The organism is Ruegeria sp. C10 (assembly GCF_056537805.1).
In genome coordinates this window covers 493,574-510,730 of sequence record NZ_JBQFSC010000002.1, presented here as the reverse complement: position 1 = coordinate 510,730, position 17,157 = coordinate 493,574, and the positions used below count along the sequence as shown (strand labels likewise).

Genomic DNA, 17,157 nt, shown 5'->3' with positions numbered 1-17,157 from the left:
GACAAAATTGCTGCGCTTTGCCCCATTCGGCGTCATAGCCGGTCGGGAGAATCCCTTGAAACTATCGCATCGCATTACGCATCTGACCGAGGGTGGATCAGACGGCTGGGAGGTGTTCATCCGCGCGCGTCGGATGATTGCCGAAGGCCATGCCGTTACCGAGTTGACGATCGGCGAGCATGACATTCGGACCGATCAGTCAATATTGTCGGCCATGGAAAGTTCGGCCCGCAGCGGGCACACAGGATACGCGATGGTTCCGGGCACTGATCTGCTGCGTGATACTGTGGCCGCCCGTGTCCAAATGCGAACAGGTGTAGCGACCACTCGCAACAATGTCATCATAACCCCCGGCGGTCAGGCCGCGTTGTTTGCGGCGCACACCGCGCTTTGCGATCCGGGCGATATCGCGCTCTACCTGGATCCGTATTATGCCACCTACCCCGGCACGATCCGTGGCGTTGGAGCGGAAGCCAAACGCATAGAAACACGCGCCGAAGATTTGTTCCAACCTCGCGCTTCCGATATCGATGGCGCGGCAGGCGGGGCGGTGTCGCTGCTGATAAACTCCCCAAACAATCCAACTGGTGTGGTCTATTCCGCCGAAACACTTTCTGCCATCGCCGAGGTTTGTCAGCGCCGCGATCTATGGCTGATTTCCGATGAAGTCTACGATACGCAGGTTTGGGAGGGTGAACACCTGTCACCTCGCGCCCTACCCGGCATGGCTGAGCGCACTCTGGTCGTGGGTTCAATGTCGAAATCTCATGCCATGACTGGCTCGCGTTGTGGGTGGATCGTTGCTCCGGAGGGCGTGATCGACCACCTGATCAACTTGGCAACACACACAACCTATGGTGTGCCCGGCTTTATACAGGATGCGGCCAACTATGCGCTGAGCGTGGGACAACCTCTCGAAGACAAGATCGCCGCGCCGTTTCGCCGCCGCCGCGCTCTGGCGATTGAAGTGCTGGCTGCGCAGCAGGTCGTCACCTTAATACCGGCGCAAGGCGCGATGTATCTGATGCTGGATATCCGGGCTACGGGTCTTAGCGGCGATGTGTTCGCAAATGCGCTGCTGGACACGCATGCCATCGCTGTGATGCCCGGTGAGAGCTTTGGTTCTGCCGCCGCAGGTCACATCCGCGTGGCCATGACAATCGATGACGAGAAATTCGTCACATCGCTACAGACCCTATGCGAATTTGCCGCTCAATTGGCAGATGGATGACAATCGACCACCGAGTTTCAGAAGCGGAATGTGGTGCGCAAGTTGAACACATTTGCGTCGAGGCTTCGACCAGACTCCGGTATATCATCGAAGTTCTGCCGCAGCGCTTCGCCACTGATTACAAACCGATCGCCAAGCGGATAGGCAACACCGATCCCGTAAACGGCTGCCGTATCACTGTCACCCGACGTACTGGCCCGCGCGGTTCCCAAGACAACATAGCCAAGGGCTGATCCAAAGTCGTAGCCGCCGCGCAACTTCAATCGCGACATACTATCAAGGCTTCCTTCGGATTGTCCCAGATCAAGATTCAGGCGGTTATATTCCAACTCACCTCCAAGCACGAAATTTCCAAAATCATAGTCGTATCCGATCAGCGGGCCAAAACTGCCCCCGCTTCCGCCTGCCCCTCCGGACCCATCAACATCTGCATAACCAAAGCTGAAACCAGCGTACGCGCCTGTCCAGTCTTCTGCCACAACCTGCCCTGCACCTGTTATCAGTGCTGTGGCGAGTGCGGCCAGTAATGACTTCATGCAGACCTCCAAACATCCGTTGCCGGTTTGGGCGCATCCCCGAGGCAGCGATCTGCTGATCAGCCAACCCCAGTATTTACTTAAACCTAAGGTACAAATCCAAATAACTACGTGCAGATTAACAGATTCTTACCGCAATTGGAAAAAAACATTTAGTCACGAGGATTTGCGCCCAGTTCATTTTGACTGACGACCCAATAAAATTAGTCCAAAGTCGCAAACAGAACAGATTGTCCAGAAGTGCATTGAAACAATGGGCGCGTCAGACTGAGGAAGTTGATGCATAACGAAGTTTGGAAGATTCGGCTGGTCAGCCGCACCATTGGTGCGGATCGCGGTCGTGCGGCACGAGGACGGCCAGCACTGGTCTAGGTACACTCACCCACAACGTACTTTTTTGACCGGACACACACATGAACGAACAAACCCGAAACTCATCCCGCAGCGGTGGCCGCGCCGCGCGTCGTGCCGCCCGTGCGTCAGCTCTTCCGGAACATCTTCGCCCGATTCGGCCTGGTATGGAGGGCGGAACCCTGAAGGTTCTGACCCAAGCACAGATCGAACGCATCCACGAGGCCGCTCTGACCGCTCTGGAAACCATCGGCCTTGCTGATGCGCCACAAAGTGGGATCGACTATCTCGTGGCTGCGGGATGCACCTTGGGCGACGATGGCCGCATCCGCTTTCCGCGCGCATTGGTCGAGGACACAATCGCCAAGGCCAACCGCTCGATCACTCTGCACAGCCGGGATGGCAAGTCGGATCTGGAGCTATCGGGGACACGCGTCCATTATGGCACCGCAGGCGCGGCGGTCAGCATGGTCGATGTGCATGGGCAGGAATACCGCGATTCGACTCTGCAGGACTTGCATGACGCGACTCGCATCTGTGAACAGCTTGAAAACATTCACTTTGTTCAGCGTCCCATGGTGTGCCGCGACATTGCGGACAACCTCGAGATGGACCTGAATACGGTCTACGCTACCACTTCTGGCACGTTCAAACATATCGGTACGTCGTTCACAGAGCCCAGCCACGTCGCCCCCGCCATCGAAATGCTGCACATGATCGCAGGCGGAGAAGACAAGTGGCGCGAGCGGCCCTTCATGTCCAACTCCAACTGCTTCGTCGTACCGCCGATGAAATTCGCCACCGAAAGCTGCGAGGTGATGGAAGAATGCATCAAGGCCGGTATGCCGGTTCTGTTGCTGTCTGCGGGTATGGCCGGGGCCACCGCGCCCTCAACGGTCGCCGGAGCGATTACACAAGCCACCGCCGAATGTCTGGCAGGTTTGGTTTATGTAAACGCCGTAAAGCCCGGCGCTCCCGCGATTTTTGGCACCTGGCCTTTTGGTCTCGACCTGCGTACTGGGGCAATGTCCATCGGCTCGGGTGAACAGGCTCTGTTAACCGCTGGCTGCGCGCAAATGCACCAGTTCTACGATCTGCCCGGTGGTGCCGCAGCTGGTGCATCGGACGCGAAATTGCCCGACATGCAGGCCGGTTGGGAACAAATGTGTTCGAACGTCATGGCTGGGCTGTCAGGCCTGAACATGGTGTATGAAGCCGCAGGCATGCATGCCTCGTTGCTGGGGTTCTGCCACGAGAGCCTGATCCTGAGCGATGACCTGATCGGACAGGCACAGCGCTGTGTGCGCGGAATTGAGGTCACGGACGAGACGCTGGCACTGGATCAGATGGCCGAAGTCTGCATGGGTGGTCCTGGGCATTATCTTGGCACCGATGCGACGCTAGGCCGTATGCAGGCAGATTACGTCTATCCTACCTTTGGTGACCGATCATCTCCGAAGGAATGGGTTGAGCTTGGCAAACCGGACCTGATCGAAAAGGCAGTGAAGCGGAAGGAAGAAATCCTCGCCGTGCCATCCCCGGCCAGATTCGCCCCGCTTCTGGACGCGGAAATTCGCGGCAAGTTCAACATTTACTTATCCGCGTAAGGCACTGAAAAATAAGCGGCCCGGAGCTTCCGGGCCGCCAGTATTCCTGCTTGATCAGCCGTTGGACGGCGGCAGCAGGCCCGCTTGCTCAGCGATGGTGATCTCATCCTGATCCAGCGCACCGTCGCCGTTTGCGTCCATCTGCGCAAAGCCTTCGGCATCAACGTCAGGCACGACGGCCTGAACTTCATCGATCGTCAGTACTCCGTCGCCGTTGGTATCGGCGGCGCTTTGGCCGACGGCCAATGTCGGCAGGCCAAGTGCGAAGGTTGAGATAAGGGCCAGAATTTGCGGTTTCATGTTATGCCTCCTGATTGCGTTTTCTTGAGTGTTTGCGTCCGGACAAGCGCCAAAAAAAGGCCATCCTGTAGGCGTGTCACCCGCTCAGATTGATATGGCCGCATTCAAGCCAATCTCTGCGTGTTTGACTGAGTCGCATCTGCGGAGGCTTGCCGGGCGAAATCGCCCGCGCAGGTTTCGGCAACTCTTGCCCGATCCAAACGGGATGATCCGGCAATGCCCTGCTCAAATCCACGACTCAGGGTAGAAAAAAGAAAGGGGGCCGAAGCCCCCTGTCAGTTTCGCCTTCCAGGCTCATTTCGTTGACCGCCCGGTGTTTTTTTGCCTGCGGCCTGGACTGCGCATGGGACGAGCGCACCCGTCCCGTGAGAGAGTGGGAGGGAGCAAATATTCCGCCCCACCCTGTTCCCGGCCGACACGGGCATGTCGGCCGAGTGAAACAAGGCATCGATGGTAAGTCTCAGCGCCTTGCTTCGTATTCGTCGGGGCCGGTTACTGTGGCAGCATCCGACCCCTGCACCCCGGGTTGCCGGGGCGCTAAACTCAGCTACACCCGCTAGTTGCGCCGCAAGTGTTGCATTTCATGCAGGTGCCGTTGCGCACCAGCGTGTAGTTTCCGCATTCGCCGCATGGATCGCCCTCGTACCCTTGCATCTTGGCTTTGGTACGGGCGTCCATTCCGGTCGCAACCGCCGTCTCAGCGGGTGCTTCGAATGTCGCTGCGGTTTCGGCCATACCCGTCACGTCAGCCTGTCCGCCATTGAAGACCATCAGGTCTTGCGGCAGTCGTTTGCGCAGATAGCCGGTTGAACTGATTTGTTTCAGCACTTCCAAGGATTTGGTCGCCGCGCTTTCACTGATTTCCGATACGTTGGACAGACCATCCTCTTCGCCGCGACCCAGATCGTCGAAGGTTGCGCCTTCGGGTTTGACATGCGCCAGATCGGTGCGGTCCAGATAGGACACAGCCAGTTCGCGGAAGATGTAATCAAGGATCGACGTCGCGTTTTTGATCGAGTCGTTGCCCTGCACCATCCCGGCCGGTTCGAACTTGGTGAAGGTGAAAGCGTCGACGAACTCCTCCAGCGGCACGCCGTATTGCAGGCCAACCGACACAGCGATGGCAAAGTTGTTCATCATCGCCCGGAAGCCAGCGCCTTCCTTATGCATGTCGATGAAAATCTCGCCCAATTTGCCGTCTTCGAACTCGCCAGTCCGCAGATAGACCTTGTGGCCGCCAACGATCGCCTTTTGGGTATAGCCCTTGCGGCGATGCGGCAGTTTCTCGCGATGGCTGCGGATCATTTCCTTGACCACAACCTTCTCGATCACCTTCTCGGCCAGAACGACAGCTTTTTCTTGCGTCGAACCGCTTTCCAGAATTTCCGCCGCTTCGTCATCATCTTCGACCAGCGCCGCGGCCAGAGGCTGCGACAGTTTCGAGCCGTCGCGGTATAGCGCGTTCGCCTTCACACCCAGCGACCAACTGAGTTCGTATGCCTTTTGGCAGTCCTCAATGGTCGCGTCATTCGGCATGTTGATCGTCTTGCTGATCGCGCCTGAGATGAAGCTCTGCGCCGCCGCCATCATGGTGATGTGGCTATCAACCCCAAGGAAACGCTTGCCTTTTTTACCGCACGGGTTGGCGCAGTCGAAGATGGCGTAATGCTCTTCCTCCAGATGCGGCGCACCTTCCAGCGTCATGGTTCCGCAAACATGGTCGTTGGCCGCGTCGATATCCGCCTTGGTAAATCCCAGATGGCGCAGCAAATCGAAAGTCGGGTCATTCAGCTTGGTCGCCGGGATGCCCAGAACACCGGTACAGAAGTCCTCGCCCAGCGTCCACTGGTTGAAGACGAACCGAATGTCGAACGCGCTTTCCAGTGCGGCATCTACTTTTGCCAACTCGTTCGGGCCAAAACCATGACCGGTCAGCGAGGTGTGGTTAATCCCCGGCGCGTTGCCGATGGTGCCATGACCAACCGCATAACCCACGATCTCTTCAATCTGAGCCGAGGAATAGCCCAGCTTTTCCAGCGCCGAAGGCACCGAGCGGTTGATGATCTTGAAGTAACCACCGCCGGCCAGCTTCTTGAACTTGACCAGAGCAAAGTCCGGTTCGATCCCGGTCGTGTCGCAATCCATCACCAGACCGATGGTGCCGGTTGGTGCGATAACTGTGGCCTGCGCGTTGCGATAACCGTTCTTTTCGCCGAGGCTCAGCGCTTCATCCCAAGCTGACATGGCCAGATCGATCAAACGCTTATCCGGGCAATTGTCGTGATCCAGAGGCACCGGCTTAACAGCCAGTTTTTCATAACCATCGGTCACTCCTTGCGACGCACGACGGTGGTTGCGGATGACGCGCAGCATATGGTCTGCGTTGCGCTCATATCCTTTGAACGGGCCAAGCTCGCCTGCAATCTCTGCCGAGGTCGCATAAGCCACACCGGTCATGATCGCGGTCAGCGCGCCACAGATCGAACGCCCCTCATCCGAGTCGTAGCTGTAACCCATGTTCATCAACAGGCCGCCGATGTTGGCGTATCCCAGACCCAAGGTGCGGAAGTCGTAAGAGAGTTTCGCAATTTCCTTAGACGGGAACTGCGCCATGGTCACCGAGATTTCCAGCGTCAGCGTCCAAAGCCGCGAGGCGTGCATATAGTCCGCCGCCTGGAACTCACCGTCCTTGAAAAAGGTCAGCAAGTTCATCGACGCCAGGTTACAGGCAGTGTCATCGAGGAACATGTATTCCGAACACGGGTTCGAACCGCGGATTTCACCGTCTTCGGGGCAAGTGTGCCATTCGTTGACAGTATCATGGAACTGGATGCCAGGATCGGCACAGGCCCATGCAGCGTGGCCGACCTTTTCCCACAAATCACGAGCTTTGACTGTACGAGCAACCTTGCCGTCGGTGCGGTTGATCAGTTCCCAATCCGCGTCTTTTTCAACTGCGGTCAGGAACGCATTGGTCACCCGGATCGAGTTATTCGAGTTTTGGCCCGAGACCGAGCTATAAGCCTCTGAATCCCAGTCCGTATCGTAGGTCGGGAATTCAATGCTATCGTGGCCCTGCTTGGCGTAGTCCAGAACGCGCTTGATGTAAGTTTCTGGGATCGCAACCTTTTTCGCTTCGCGAACCGCATTTTTCAGGGCGTCGTTTGCGTTTGGATCATAGGCATCATCGGCAGAGCCGTCCCAAGACCGGATGGCCTCGAAAATACCGTTCAGCATCTTCTCGTGCATCTTCGATCCGGCAACGATCGAGGCCACCTTCTGCTCTTCGATCACTTTCCATTCGATGAATTGCTCGATGTCCGGGTGATCTGCATCGACGATTACCATCTTTGCTGCTCGACGGGTTGTACCGCCTGATTTGATCGCGCCAGCGGCGCGGTCGCCGATCTTGAGAAATCCCATGAGGCCCGAAGACTTGCCGCCACCCGAAAGCGCTTCACCCTCTGCACGCAGATGGCTGAAGTTGGTTCCGGTGCCCGAGCCATACTTAAACAGGCGCGCCTCACGCACCCACAAGTCCATGATGCCGCCTTCGTTGACCAGATCATCGTCGACCGACTGGATGAAGCACGCATGCGGTTGCGGATGCTCATAAGCGGATTTCGATTTGGTTAGCTTGCCGGTTTTGTAGTCAACATAGTGGTGCCCCTGCGCCGGGCCATCGATCCCATATGCCCAGTGCAGACCGGTGTTGAACCACTGTGGCGAGTTCGGAGCTGCGCGCTGGGTCGCCAGCATATAGCGCATCTCGTCAAAATAGGCGCTCGCGTCCTCTTCAGTTGAGAAATAGCCGCCCTTCCAGCCCCAATAAGCCCACGCACCGGCCAGACGATCAAAAACCTGTTTCGATGAGGTTTCGCCATCAAATTCAGCATCTTCCGCAGGAACCGATCGCCACAGGAATTCGGGAACGCCCTTTTCCTTAACCTTCTTCAGCTTGGAAGGAACACCGGCCTTGCGGAAGTACTTCTGTGCTATGACATCGCTAGCCACCTGGCTCCATTTTGCAGGCACTTCGATCTCGTCCAGACGGAACACGATTGTGCCATCCGGATTGCGAATCTCGGATGTTGCGGACACAAAATCCAGATCGGCATATGCATCCTGTCCCGGTTTGGTGAATTTTCTTTCAATCTTCATGTCCGCTGCCCCAGCTTCGATCTGTCCAAATTTCAAGTCCCGGCACTAAATCTTGATGCTGCGGGGTGCCGCCCGCACTACCGACGAATTTGAGACGCAAGGGACCGGACGCTGCCTAGAACAGCGCAGAACCGCGAATACGGTCTACGTCATAGTGGTTTGCTTTCCGTCCCTCGCCCGATGCCTTTTCCGGTCATTGCCTACCAGATTTAGTGGCTCGTCTTTCGGCCCATACAATCTGACGTATATTCCCATAGTTGGTCAACGGGCTTTTTCAGTCATTTTTGGAATCTTTTAGCTTGACCTGTTTTGCTGAACCGGCGGAATTTCGCCGCATCGCGATTCCTCCACAGACATGTCCCGGACGACCAGCCCATTCCGCCTTGATGTGTCAGAGTGATTTCTCGTGTTTTCCGCCACAGTTAGAGGTCATTGATCAACCGATCCCGCGTTAAGGACATGTTCAGAGAATCATCGTCACGACATCGCAGCGCGTGCCATACTTGAAATCACACGACATTTCTGGATGGGAAATCTACTCTACATGCGTTTGATTTCATTGTTAACTATTGTGGCGCTAATCGTGTCCTGCACATCACAGGAAGCACCACCTGCATCTCGCAGCGCGCAATTCGACGGTTATCCGCAGAACCTTTTCAATTCCTTCAGGACCGACTGCGCGGGGCCGGGCGACAAGTATATCAAGACCACCGCAAGCATCTTTGAATGCCGCGAGACCTTGCCGCCCGAGGCAACGGCGTATTTGATTCTCAGCTTCAACGGCTATCCGCAGAACTTGCCGCAAATCGTAACGCGACTGAGCTCGACCAAGAATCAGGCCGGGTATCGCGTGGACGCAGAGTTGTACTTTCTGGTTCCGCAGAAAGATGGTTCAACTCTTAGAATACCTATTGAAAGCAAAGATTTGGACAGGGATTTTTCCAAGCTCTACACCGATTATGGCGGAACGCCAGTGTAGAGGAAAAATGGTCGGGGCGGCAGGATTCGAACCTACGACCCCCTGTACCCAAAACAGGTGCGCTACCAGACTGCGCCACGCCCCGGACCGTGCGCCTTCCTAAACGTGCCGATCTGATTTGAAAAGCCCTAACAGGGCCAAATTGCAGGACCTTGCGAAAAAACTTCGTGGCGCATCTGCGATCCAGGCCGAATGGCGTAACGCTCGGCTAGGCCAGCGTTGATTTCCAGGACTGCATAAACCGAATCGCCGCCTTCGATTGGGCTCAGATCCCCCGGAATTGCACCTTCGTGCACACGCGTCACAGTGCCCGCGCGATCAACAAAGATCATATCAAGCGGAATCAGGGTATTCTTCATCCAGAACGCAACAGGTTGAGGGGGATCAAAAACAAACAACATTCCAGATCTGTTGGGCATGCTTTCGCGAAACATCAATCCGCGCGATCGCTCTTTCGGTGTGATGGCCAGTTCAACGTCGAAGCGAACCTCTGCCAGATCATTTCGAAGCTCGACACGATCCGGACGGCATTCAGCCCGCGCGATCCCGCCAATCAAAAAACTCAGGAGCGCCAGTACGAAAGCCGTTCTCATCATTCAGAACCTAGTCGTTCAGGGCCGCTTCCCAGGCCAGAACCTGCGCGGCCATTCTTCCGCGCTTGCCATCAATGACCCGCATGGCCAGCGCTTCGCCCGGTTGTAGATCTGCCAACCCAGAACGACGTAGCACCTCGATATGCAGGAATACATCTTCACTGCTGCCGAAAACATTGGCAAAGCCAAACCCTTTGCCCTTGTCGAACCATTTGACGCGCGCAGCCTCAAGCGGAGCGCTGCCGATCACGGTTGGATCAAGCTCGGCAAAATCGGCCAACATCATGGTTTCCGCGCGAACAGGCGGGTCAACACTGATCACTTCGACCGCTTGAACACCGCGATCAGTTTTGTGGGTCATGATCTCGATGCCGGCGCCATCCGCGACCGAGCTTTGCCCGAAGTTTCGCAGCACGTTGACGTGCAACAGAATGTCCGGGCCGCCTTCGTCAGACACAACAAATCCGTATCCCTTGGCGGGATCGAACCATTTTACGTGTCCACGGACGCGGTACATGCTGTTCAGATCTTCTGGCACTGTTTTCCCATTACGATAGGCAAGTCGTTAAGGGTTTCTTGTTTATGTTTTGGCTCGCAAATTCAAGCTGAAAAAAGCTATTGTCTGCAAACAGTTGCATTTCACGCAACGCGAACGTCATGGATTTAACCTCAGCACTTGCCAGTCGGAATCGACATTTTGTCGCTTCCACTGAAACCTGTCATGCAACCTGAAGGCACCATCGGCCCAGAACTCGACTTCGACAGGTGTTACACGGTATCCCCCCCAAAATTCAGGGCGAGGCGGGTTGGTACCCAACTTTGCGGTCACTTTAGCCACTTCGGCCATCAGGGATGCACGACTTTCCAGCGGTTGCGACTGGTGTGACGCCCAAGCACCCAAGCGGCTTTTGAGCGAGCGCGAGGCGTAGTATGCGTCCGCCTGCGGCCCATCTTCCTTGGTGATTGTACCACGAACACGGATTTGTCGCCGCAAAGATTTCCAATGCATCACAAAAGCCGCTTTGTGGGCGCTGTCCAACTCCTGAGCCTTGGCGCTGCGATAGTTCGTATAGAAAACAAACGCGTCCTTCTCGATTTCCTTCAGCAGAACCATACGGGCGTTCGGCAAACCTTCCGGGTCCACGGTTGCCAAAGCAATCGCATTAGGATCATTCGGTTCGGTCTTTTCTGCCTCGGCCAGCCACCGATCCGCGATTTCAAACGGATCAGCCCCGGCGAAGATGCCATTATGCTCGTTCATTTCCATCCCCAGGAAACAATTAACATGACCCTAAGGCGAGAACCCGCTGCGGGCAAGAGCGCATGGCCTTGAAGCAGGACAATCAATGGCATAAACCAACCGAACACAATGCGACGACAGGCGGAGAACCGAAGATGTCAAATCAGTTGATGGCCGGAAAACGCGGCCTCATCATGGGACTGGCCAATGACAAATCAATCGCATGGGGTATCGCCCGCGCCATGTCCGACGCCGGGGCCGAGCTGGCCTTTTCCTATCAGGGGGACGCCCTGAAAAAACGCGTCGATCCATTGGCGGCGCAGTTGGGCAGTGAGATCGTTTTGCCCTGTGACGTCAGCGACGAAGAATCAATTAATGAACTCTTCAGCGCGCTCGAAAAGAAATGGGGTAAATTGGATTTCGTCGTCCACGCCATTGGCTTTTCTGACAAGAACGAATTGCGCGGGCGTTACGTCGACACGTCGCGCGCGAACTTTAACCTGACGATGGATGTTTCGGTCTACTCTTTCACCGCCGTTATGCAGCGCGCGGAAAAAATGATGAACGAAGGCGGCAGTGCGATCACCCTCACCTACTACGGCGCCGAACAGGTCATGCCACACTACAATGTAATGGGTGTTGCAAAAGCCGCCCTTGAGGCATCCGTAAAGTATCTGGCCGAGGATTTGGGCAAAGACGGCATTCGCGTGAATTCGATCTCGGCAGGCCCGATCAAAACGCTCGCGGCCAGCGGCATCGGCGATTTCCGTTACATCATGAAGTGGAACGAGTATAACTCGCCCCTGCGCCGGAATGTGACCATCGATGATGTTGGTAAATCGGCCCTGTATCTGCTGTCTGATCTCAGCAGCGGAGTGACAGGTGAGAATCTGCACGTGGATTCAGGCTATCACATCGTCGGAATGAAGGCCGTCGACGCGCCGGACGTTGAAAAAGGATAACAGACCATGAGCGCCAAGGACCGCCTGCCACACGAAAAAGGCTTCCACATCAGCTGGGATCAGATTCATCGCGACTCGCGCGCTCTTGCGTGGCGTCTGGATGGGCAAGGACCAGATGACGGCGCTTGGCGTGCGGTCGTGGCAATTACACGTGGCGGCATGGCCCCCGCGATGATCGTCAGCCGCGAACTGGATATCCGTACGGTCGATACTGTCAGCGTGAAATCCTATCATCATCAGGCGCAGGGCGAAGCAGAAATTCTCAAAGCGCCCAATGCTGATCTGATGGGTGATGGCACCGGTATTCTGATCATCGACGATCTGGTCGATAGCGGCAAAACGCTGGAACTGGTGCGCGAGATGTTCCCCAAAGCGCATTTCGCGACCGTATACGCCAAGCCCAAGGGCCGTCCGATGGTAGACACCTTCATTACCGAGGTCAGTCAGGACACATGGATTTTCTTCCCATGGGACATGGCCCTGCAATATGTCGAACCCTATCGGGGAACCGATTAATCAAGCGTTTCAACTAAGCGCTGTAATCACGGACTCACCATGACAATGACCCGCACTGCCGCCACCTTTGCCCCTCCGGTGATGGAGGCACGCCGTTGGCTGGACGGGGTCGAGTTCGCAGTTGACCGTCCGTTGATCAATGTCAGTCAGGCGGCTCCGGTCGATCCGCCCCCGTTAGCGCTGCGGCAAGCAATGGCCGAATTCGCGGTCGAGCAGGACAGCGCGCATCTATACGGCCCGGTTCTGGGCAACGATGACCTGCGGTCCGAACTCGCAGCTCAGATCAGCGCACATTATGTGGCTGAGGTAACGGCGAATCAGATCGCAATCACCTCGGGCTGCAATCAGGCCTTTTCAGCCGTGATTTCGGCAATTACCGATCAGGGGGATGAGGTGATCCTTCCGACCCCTTGGTATTTCAATCACAAGATGTGGCTGGATATGGCTGGGGTAAAAACCGTTGATTTGCCCACAGACGATGATTTGCTTCCCGATCCGGAACGCGCCCGCGCCCTTATCACCGAAAAGACACGGGCGATTTCGTTGGTGACGCCGAACAATCCCGGTGGTGTCGAATACCCTGCGGACTTGGTGCGCCGCTTCTATGATCTTGCGCGGGAAACGGGGCTTCGTCTTTTGGTTGACGAAACCTATCGCGATTTCGACAGTCGATCAGGCGCGCCTCATGACCTGTTCCAGCAATCGGGTTGGGACGATACGTTTGTCCATCTCTACTCGTTCTCAAAAGCCTACCGCCTGACCGGTCACCGTGTCGGCGCGATTTCAACCAGCCCCGCCCTGTTGGCGGAGATCGAGAAATTTCTGGACACGGTCGCAATCTGCCCCGGCCAGATCGGCCAGTTTGCCGCGCTTTGGGGCATGCGGAACTTGACCCAATGGGTTGCGGGTGAACGAGATGAAATTCTCGACCGAAGAGCGGCCATCGCGGAAGGAATGCCACGCCTTGAAGACAAAGGCTGGCGTCTTTTGGGACTTGGCGCTTACTTTGCCTACCTCGAACATCCCTTTGGCATCGCTTCCGACGAATTGGCCCGGCGGCTGGTACCCGAGGCAGGTATACTGCTTTTGCCGGGTACCATGTTCATGCCAGAGGGCGATTCCGCGGGAAAGCGGCAGGTTCGTGTAGCATTTGCCAACCTCGACCGCGCCGGTATCGCGCAATTGTTCGACCGATTGCAGGGCTTGTCCTTCTAAGCTTGCCCCCCGGCTGCACGCATCGTATTCAGGGCCGCAACCGACTGGGCAGACATTTGCCGACAAAACCAAGAGGGCACCATGGCCGCAGGCATGAAAAACCTATCCAAAACCTTTGTCTGGATTCTCATGGGTCTTTTGATGCTGGGCCTTGCGGGCTTTGGCGCCACCAGCCTGACCGGAACCGTTCGTACGGTTGCGCAGGTCGGTGATGAAAGCGTTTCGGTCGACGCGTATTTTCGTGAGCTTCAGCGCGAGATCCGGGCCGTCGAAGCACAAACCGGACAGGCAATGCAGATTTCGCAGGCACATGATCTTGGCCTCGATCAACTTGCCCTTTCGCGCCTGATCGCGCTGGCCGCAATCGATAACGAGGTCGGACAGCTTGGCATTTCGATCGGTGACGAGAACCTGCAGGACGAGATTGTACAGATACCGGCGTTCCAAGGTGTAAACGGTACATTCGACCGCGAAGCCTATCGCTTTCAGCTGGAACAGGTCGGAATGACCGATTCCGAATTCGAATCGGATCTGCGCAAAGAATCTTCACGCACCATCGTTCAGGGTGCGGTCATGAGCGGTGTTGAAATGCCCCGTACGCTGACCGAGGCTTTGTCGAACTATGTGCTAGCCCGCCGCAGCTTTACCGTGGCGACCCTGTCTGCCGACCTTCTCGAAACGCCCGTGGCCCAACCCACAGACGCGCAGATTCAGACATATTACGATGAGAATACCGATCAGTTCACCCTGCCCCGCACCAAGCAACTGACCTACGCCATTCTGTCGCCCGACATGCTGCTCGACACGATCGAAGTGGACGAAGATTCTCTGCGCCGTCTATACGACCAACGCGCTGACGAATTTTTCCAACCCGAGCGCCGCTTGGTCGAGCGTCTGCCCTATCCCAGCGAAGAATCCGCAACCGAGGCGCTGGCACAACTTGAAGTTGGCGGGGCCGATTTCGAACAGTTGGTCCGCGAACGTCAGCTTGAGCTGAGCGATGTTGATCTGGGCGATGTCACCCGTGAAGATCTGGGCGATGCAGCCGACGCCGTGTTTGCCGCCGAGATCGACGATGTGGTCGGCCCGCTTCCCACGGTGTTCGGCCCTGCCCTGTTCCGGATCAATGGATCGCTGGCCGAGAACAATGTCAGTTTCGAAGACGCCGAACCCGAACTTCGTGCAGAACTCGCCGCCGACCGAGCGCGCCGTCAGATCGAAGCACAGGCCGAAGACATCAACGACCTGCTTGCAGGCGGCGCAACACTGGAAGAACTGGCCGGTGAGACCGAGATGGAACTGGGTCAGATCGACTGGACCCAGCAAAGCGACGATGGCGTTGCCGCGTATGACGGCTTCCGCTCAGTCGCTGAGGCTGTGCAAGAAGGTGATTTCCCAGAGGTCGCGTTCCTTGAAGATGGTTCGATCTTTGCGTTGCGCTTGAATGAAGTGCTGGAACCGCGCCCGGAACCTCTGGAAAGCGCCCGTGACCGTGTCGCCGAGGCATGGCTGCAGGTAGAAACTGCGAAAGCGCTGCAAAATCAGGGCAACACGGTTCTGACCCAACTGGCAACAGATGGCGACTTTACCGCCACAGGCCTGCCCTTCCGCGTCGAAAATGCGCTGACACGTACCGCATTCCTCGAGGATGTTCCCGTGGACTTCATGACTCAGGTGTTTGAAATGGACCCTGGCGAGCTGCGTGTCATTCCCGGAAACGGTAACGCCCTGATCGTGCGTCTGGATGAAGAGCTACCTCCGGCGGAAACCGATGAGCAACGCCAGATGCAGGATGCACTGGCTGCGCAATTGAGCCAGGCGCTGGCGCAGAACATCTTTGACATCTATGTGCGCAATGCCCAGACACGCGCACGCCCTGTGCTGGATCAGCAAGCGCTGAACGCGGTACGGGCCAGTTACTAAAAGAGACAGAACATGGCCCTGACCCCGGATTTCGAAAGTTTCGCGCGCGCTTATGATGCGGGCGAAAATCAGGTCGTCTATACCCGCCTCGCCGCTGATCTGGATACGCCGGTTTCACTGATGCTGAAACTGACAGGCGCTCAGAAAGACGCCTTCATGCTCGAGTCGGTAACCGGGGGTGAGGTACGCGGGCGCTATTCGATCATCGGAATGAAGCCCGATCTGATTTGGCGCTATCAGGGCGAGACATCGGCCTTGAACCGATCAGCCCGCTTCGATGCCGAGGCGTTCGAGCCACAGGATGGCAACCCGATGGACAACTTACGCGCCTTGTTGGCTGAAAGCCGCATCGCGCTTCCCGATGACCTGCCGCAGGCCGCCGCTGGCCTGTTTGGCTATCTGGGCTACGACATGGTCCGGTTGGTGGAATACCTGCCGGATGTGAACCCTGACCCGTTGGGCCTGCCCGATGCGATCATGCTGCGCCCCTCGGTCATTGCTGTGTTGGACGGCGTCAAAGGCGAGGTTACCGTGGTGTCGCCCGCCTGGGTCAGCGAGGGGCAAACCGCCAAAGCCGCCTATGCGCAGGCTGCCGAGCGTGTGATGGATGCCGTGCGCGATCTGGAACGCGCCATGCCCGCCGAAACCCGCGATCTGGGCGACGCGGTCGAAGTTGGGCCTCCGGTGTCGAACTTTACCAAGTCGGGCTATATGGAGGCCGTTGAAAAGGCCAAGGAATATATCCGCGCGGGCGATATCTTTCAAGTCGTCCCGGCCCAACGCTGGACGCAGGATTTTCCACAACCGCCATTTGCCCTCTACCGCTCGCTGCGGCGCACCAACCCATCGCCATTCATGTTCTATTTCAACTTCGGCGGCTTTCAGGTCGTAGGCGCAAGCCCAGAAATTCTGGTGCGTGTCTTCGGCAATGAGGTCACGATCCGCCCTATCGCGGGTACCCGCCCGCGTGGCGCGACGCCCGAAGAAGACAAGGCCAACGAAATCGACCTGCTGGCCGACAAGAAAGAACTCGCCGAGCACCTCATGTTGCTGGACCTGGGCCGCAATGACACCGGGCGTGTTTCTAAGATCGGAACCGTGCGTCCTACCGAAGAGTTCATCATCGAGCGCTACAGCCACGTGATGCACATCGTATCAAACGTGGTCGGTGAACTGGCCGAAGACAAGGACGCATTGGACGCGTTCTTTGCCGGGATGCCTGCAGGCACGGTATCAGGCGCGCCCAAAGTGCGCGCGATGGAGATCATCGACGAGTTGGAGCCTGAAAAGCGCGGCATCTACGGTGGCGGTGTCGGGTATTTCAGCGCAGGCGGCGACATGGATATGTGCATCGCGCTGCGGACGGCCATTGTGAAAGACCACAAACTGTATATCCAAGCTGGAGGCGGCGTTGTCTATGACAGCGACCCAGAAGCGGAATACATGGAGACCGTCCATAAATCGAACGCCATTCGCCGCGCGGCTGCGGATGCGGCGCGGTTTACAGGCAGCGGAAACAGCTAGTGGGGTGGCGGATGGTCGC

Annotated in this window: 14 protein-coding genes and 1 tRNA gene; 8 read left to right on the top strand and 7 right to left on the bottom strand. The window is 56.8% G+C overall.

The window, feature by feature from the left end; translation table 11 throughout:
- Window positions 1-55: 55 nt before the first annotated feature.
- Window positions 56-1,231, top strand: a complete 1,176-nt coding sequence (locus ACR0DE_RS10885) for a pyridoxal phosphate-dependent aminotransferase (RefSeq protein WP_170405932.1) — start codon at window positions 56-58, stop codon at window positions 1,229-1,231.
- Window positions 1,232-1,248: 17 nt separating this feature from the next.
- Here the strand turns inward: ACR0DE_RS10885 and ACR0DE_RS10880 are convergent, their stop codons facing one another.
- Window positions 1,249-1,767, bottom strand: a complete 519-nt coding sequence (locus tag ACR0DE_RS10880; RefSeq protein ID WP_170392989.1) for an outer membrane beta-barrel protein — start codon at window positions 1,765-1,767, stop codon at window positions 1,249-1,251.
- Window positions 1,768-2,180: 413 nt separating this feature from the next.
- Here ACR0DE_RS10880 and ACR0DE_RS10875 point away from each other — a divergent pair, with 413 nt between their 5' ends.
- Window positions 2,181-3,725 carry a trimethylamine methyltransferase family protein gene (locus ACR0DE_RS10875; protein WP_480753139.1) on the top strand — a complete coding sequence of 515 codons (1,545 nt, stop codon included), beginning with the start codon at window positions 2,181-2,183 and terminating at the stop codon, window positions 3,723-3,725.
- A 54-nt stretch (window positions 3,726-3,779) separates the two neighbouring features.
- On the opposite strand, the gene ACR0DE_RS10870 is transcribed toward ACR0DE_RS10875, so the two are convergent.
- Both ACR0DE_RS10870 and ACR0DE_RS10865 read right to left on the bottom strand, forming a co-directional pair.
- A complete protein-coding gene (locus ACR0DE_RS10870) occupies window positions 3,780-4,025 on the bottom strand; it encodes an EF-hand domain-containing protein (protein WP_170405941.1) in 246 nt (81 codons plus the stop codon).
- 543 nt (window positions 4,026-4,568) lie between these two features.
- Window positions 4,569-8,186 carry a vitamin B12-dependent ribonucleotide reductase gene (locus tag ACR0DE_RS10865; RefSeq protein ID WP_480753137.1) on the bottom strand — a complete coding sequence of 1,206 codons (3,618 nt, stop codon included), beginning with the start codon at window positions 8,184-8,186 and terminating at the stop codon, window positions 4,569-4,571.
- 544 nt (window positions 8,187-8,730) lie between these two features.
- Between ACR0DE_RS10865 and ACR0DE_RS10860 the strand changes: the two genes are divergently transcribed.
- Window positions 8,731-9,165, top strand: coding sequence for a hypothetical protein (locus ACR0DE_RS10860; protein ID WP_170392985.1), 435 nt, complete (start codon window positions 8,731-8,733; stop codon window positions 9,163-9,165).
- A gap of 8 nt (window positions 9,166-9,173) precedes the next feature.
- On the opposite strand, the gene ACR0DE_RS10855 is transcribed toward ACR0DE_RS10860, so the two are convergent.
- The 4 genes from ACR0DE_RS10855 to pdxH all read right to left on the bottom strand — a co-directional run bounded on the left by ACR0DE_RS10855 (window position 9,174) and on the right by pdxH (window position 11,019).
- Window positions 9,174-9,250 (bottom strand) — tRNA-Pro (locus tag ACR0DE_RS10855).
- 43 nt (window positions 9,251-9,293) lie between these two features.
- A complete protein-coding gene (locus tag ACR0DE_RS10850) occupies window positions 9,294-9,761 on the bottom strand; it encodes a DUF192 domain-containing protein (protein WP_170392984.1) in 468 nt (155 codons plus the stop codon).
- A 7-nt stretch (window positions 9,762-9,768) separates the two neighbouring features.
- The gene (locus ACR0DE_RS10845) at window positions 9,769-10,296 is read right to left on the bottom strand and encodes a cold-shock protein (RefSeq protein WP_170392983.1); all 528 of its coding nucleotides are present in this window, start codon (window positions 10,294-10,296) and stop codon (window positions 9,769-9,771) included.
- 117 nt (window positions 10,297-10,413) lie between these two features.
- Window positions 10,414-11,019 (bottom strand): pyridoxamine 5'-phosphate oxidase, encoded by a 606-nt coding sequence (gene pdxH / locus ACR0DE_RS10840; protein ID WP_480753132.1) that lies wholly within the window; start codon window positions 11,017-11,019, stop codon window positions 10,414-10,416.
- A gap of 134 nt (window positions 11,020-11,153) precedes the next feature.
- On the opposite strand from pdxH, the gene fabI reads away from it, so the two are divergent.
- From fabI to trpE, 5 genes are all read left to right on the top strand, one after another.
- A complete protein-coding gene (fabI, locus tag ACR0DE_RS10835; RefSeq protein WP_480753129.1) occupies window positions 11,154-11,960 on the top strand; it encodes an enoyl-ACP reductase FabI in 807 nt (268 codons plus the stop codon).
- A 6-nt stretch (window positions 11,961-11,966) separates the two neighbouring features.
- Window positions 11,967-12,476, top strand: a complete 510-nt coding sequence (gene gpt / locus ACR0DE_RS10830) for a xanthine phosphoribosyltransferase (protein WP_170392980.1) — start codon at window positions 11,967-11,969, stop codon at window positions 12,474-12,476.
- Window positions 12,477-12,515: 39 nt separating this feature from the next.
- Window positions 12,516-13,691, top strand: a complete 1,176-nt coding sequence (locus ACR0DE_RS10825; protein WP_170421806.1) for an aminotransferase — start codon at window positions 12,516-12,518, stop codon at window positions 13,689-13,691.
- 81 nt (window positions 13,692-13,772) lie between these two features.
- The gene (locus ACR0DE_RS10820; RefSeq protein WP_170646150.1) at window positions 13,773-15,614 is read left to right on the top strand and encodes a SurA N-terminal domain-containing protein; all 1,842 of its coding nucleotides are present in this window, start codon (window positions 13,773-13,775) and stop codon (window positions 15,612-15,614) included.
- Between the two features lie 12 nt (window positions 15,615-15,626).
- Window positions 15,627-17,138, top strand: coding sequence for an anthranilate synthase component I (gene trpE / locus ACR0DE_RS10815; RefSeq protein WP_480753125.1), 1,512 nt, complete (start codon window positions 15,627-15,629; stop codon window positions 17,136-17,138).
- Window positions 17,139-17,157: the final 19 nt, after the last annotated feature.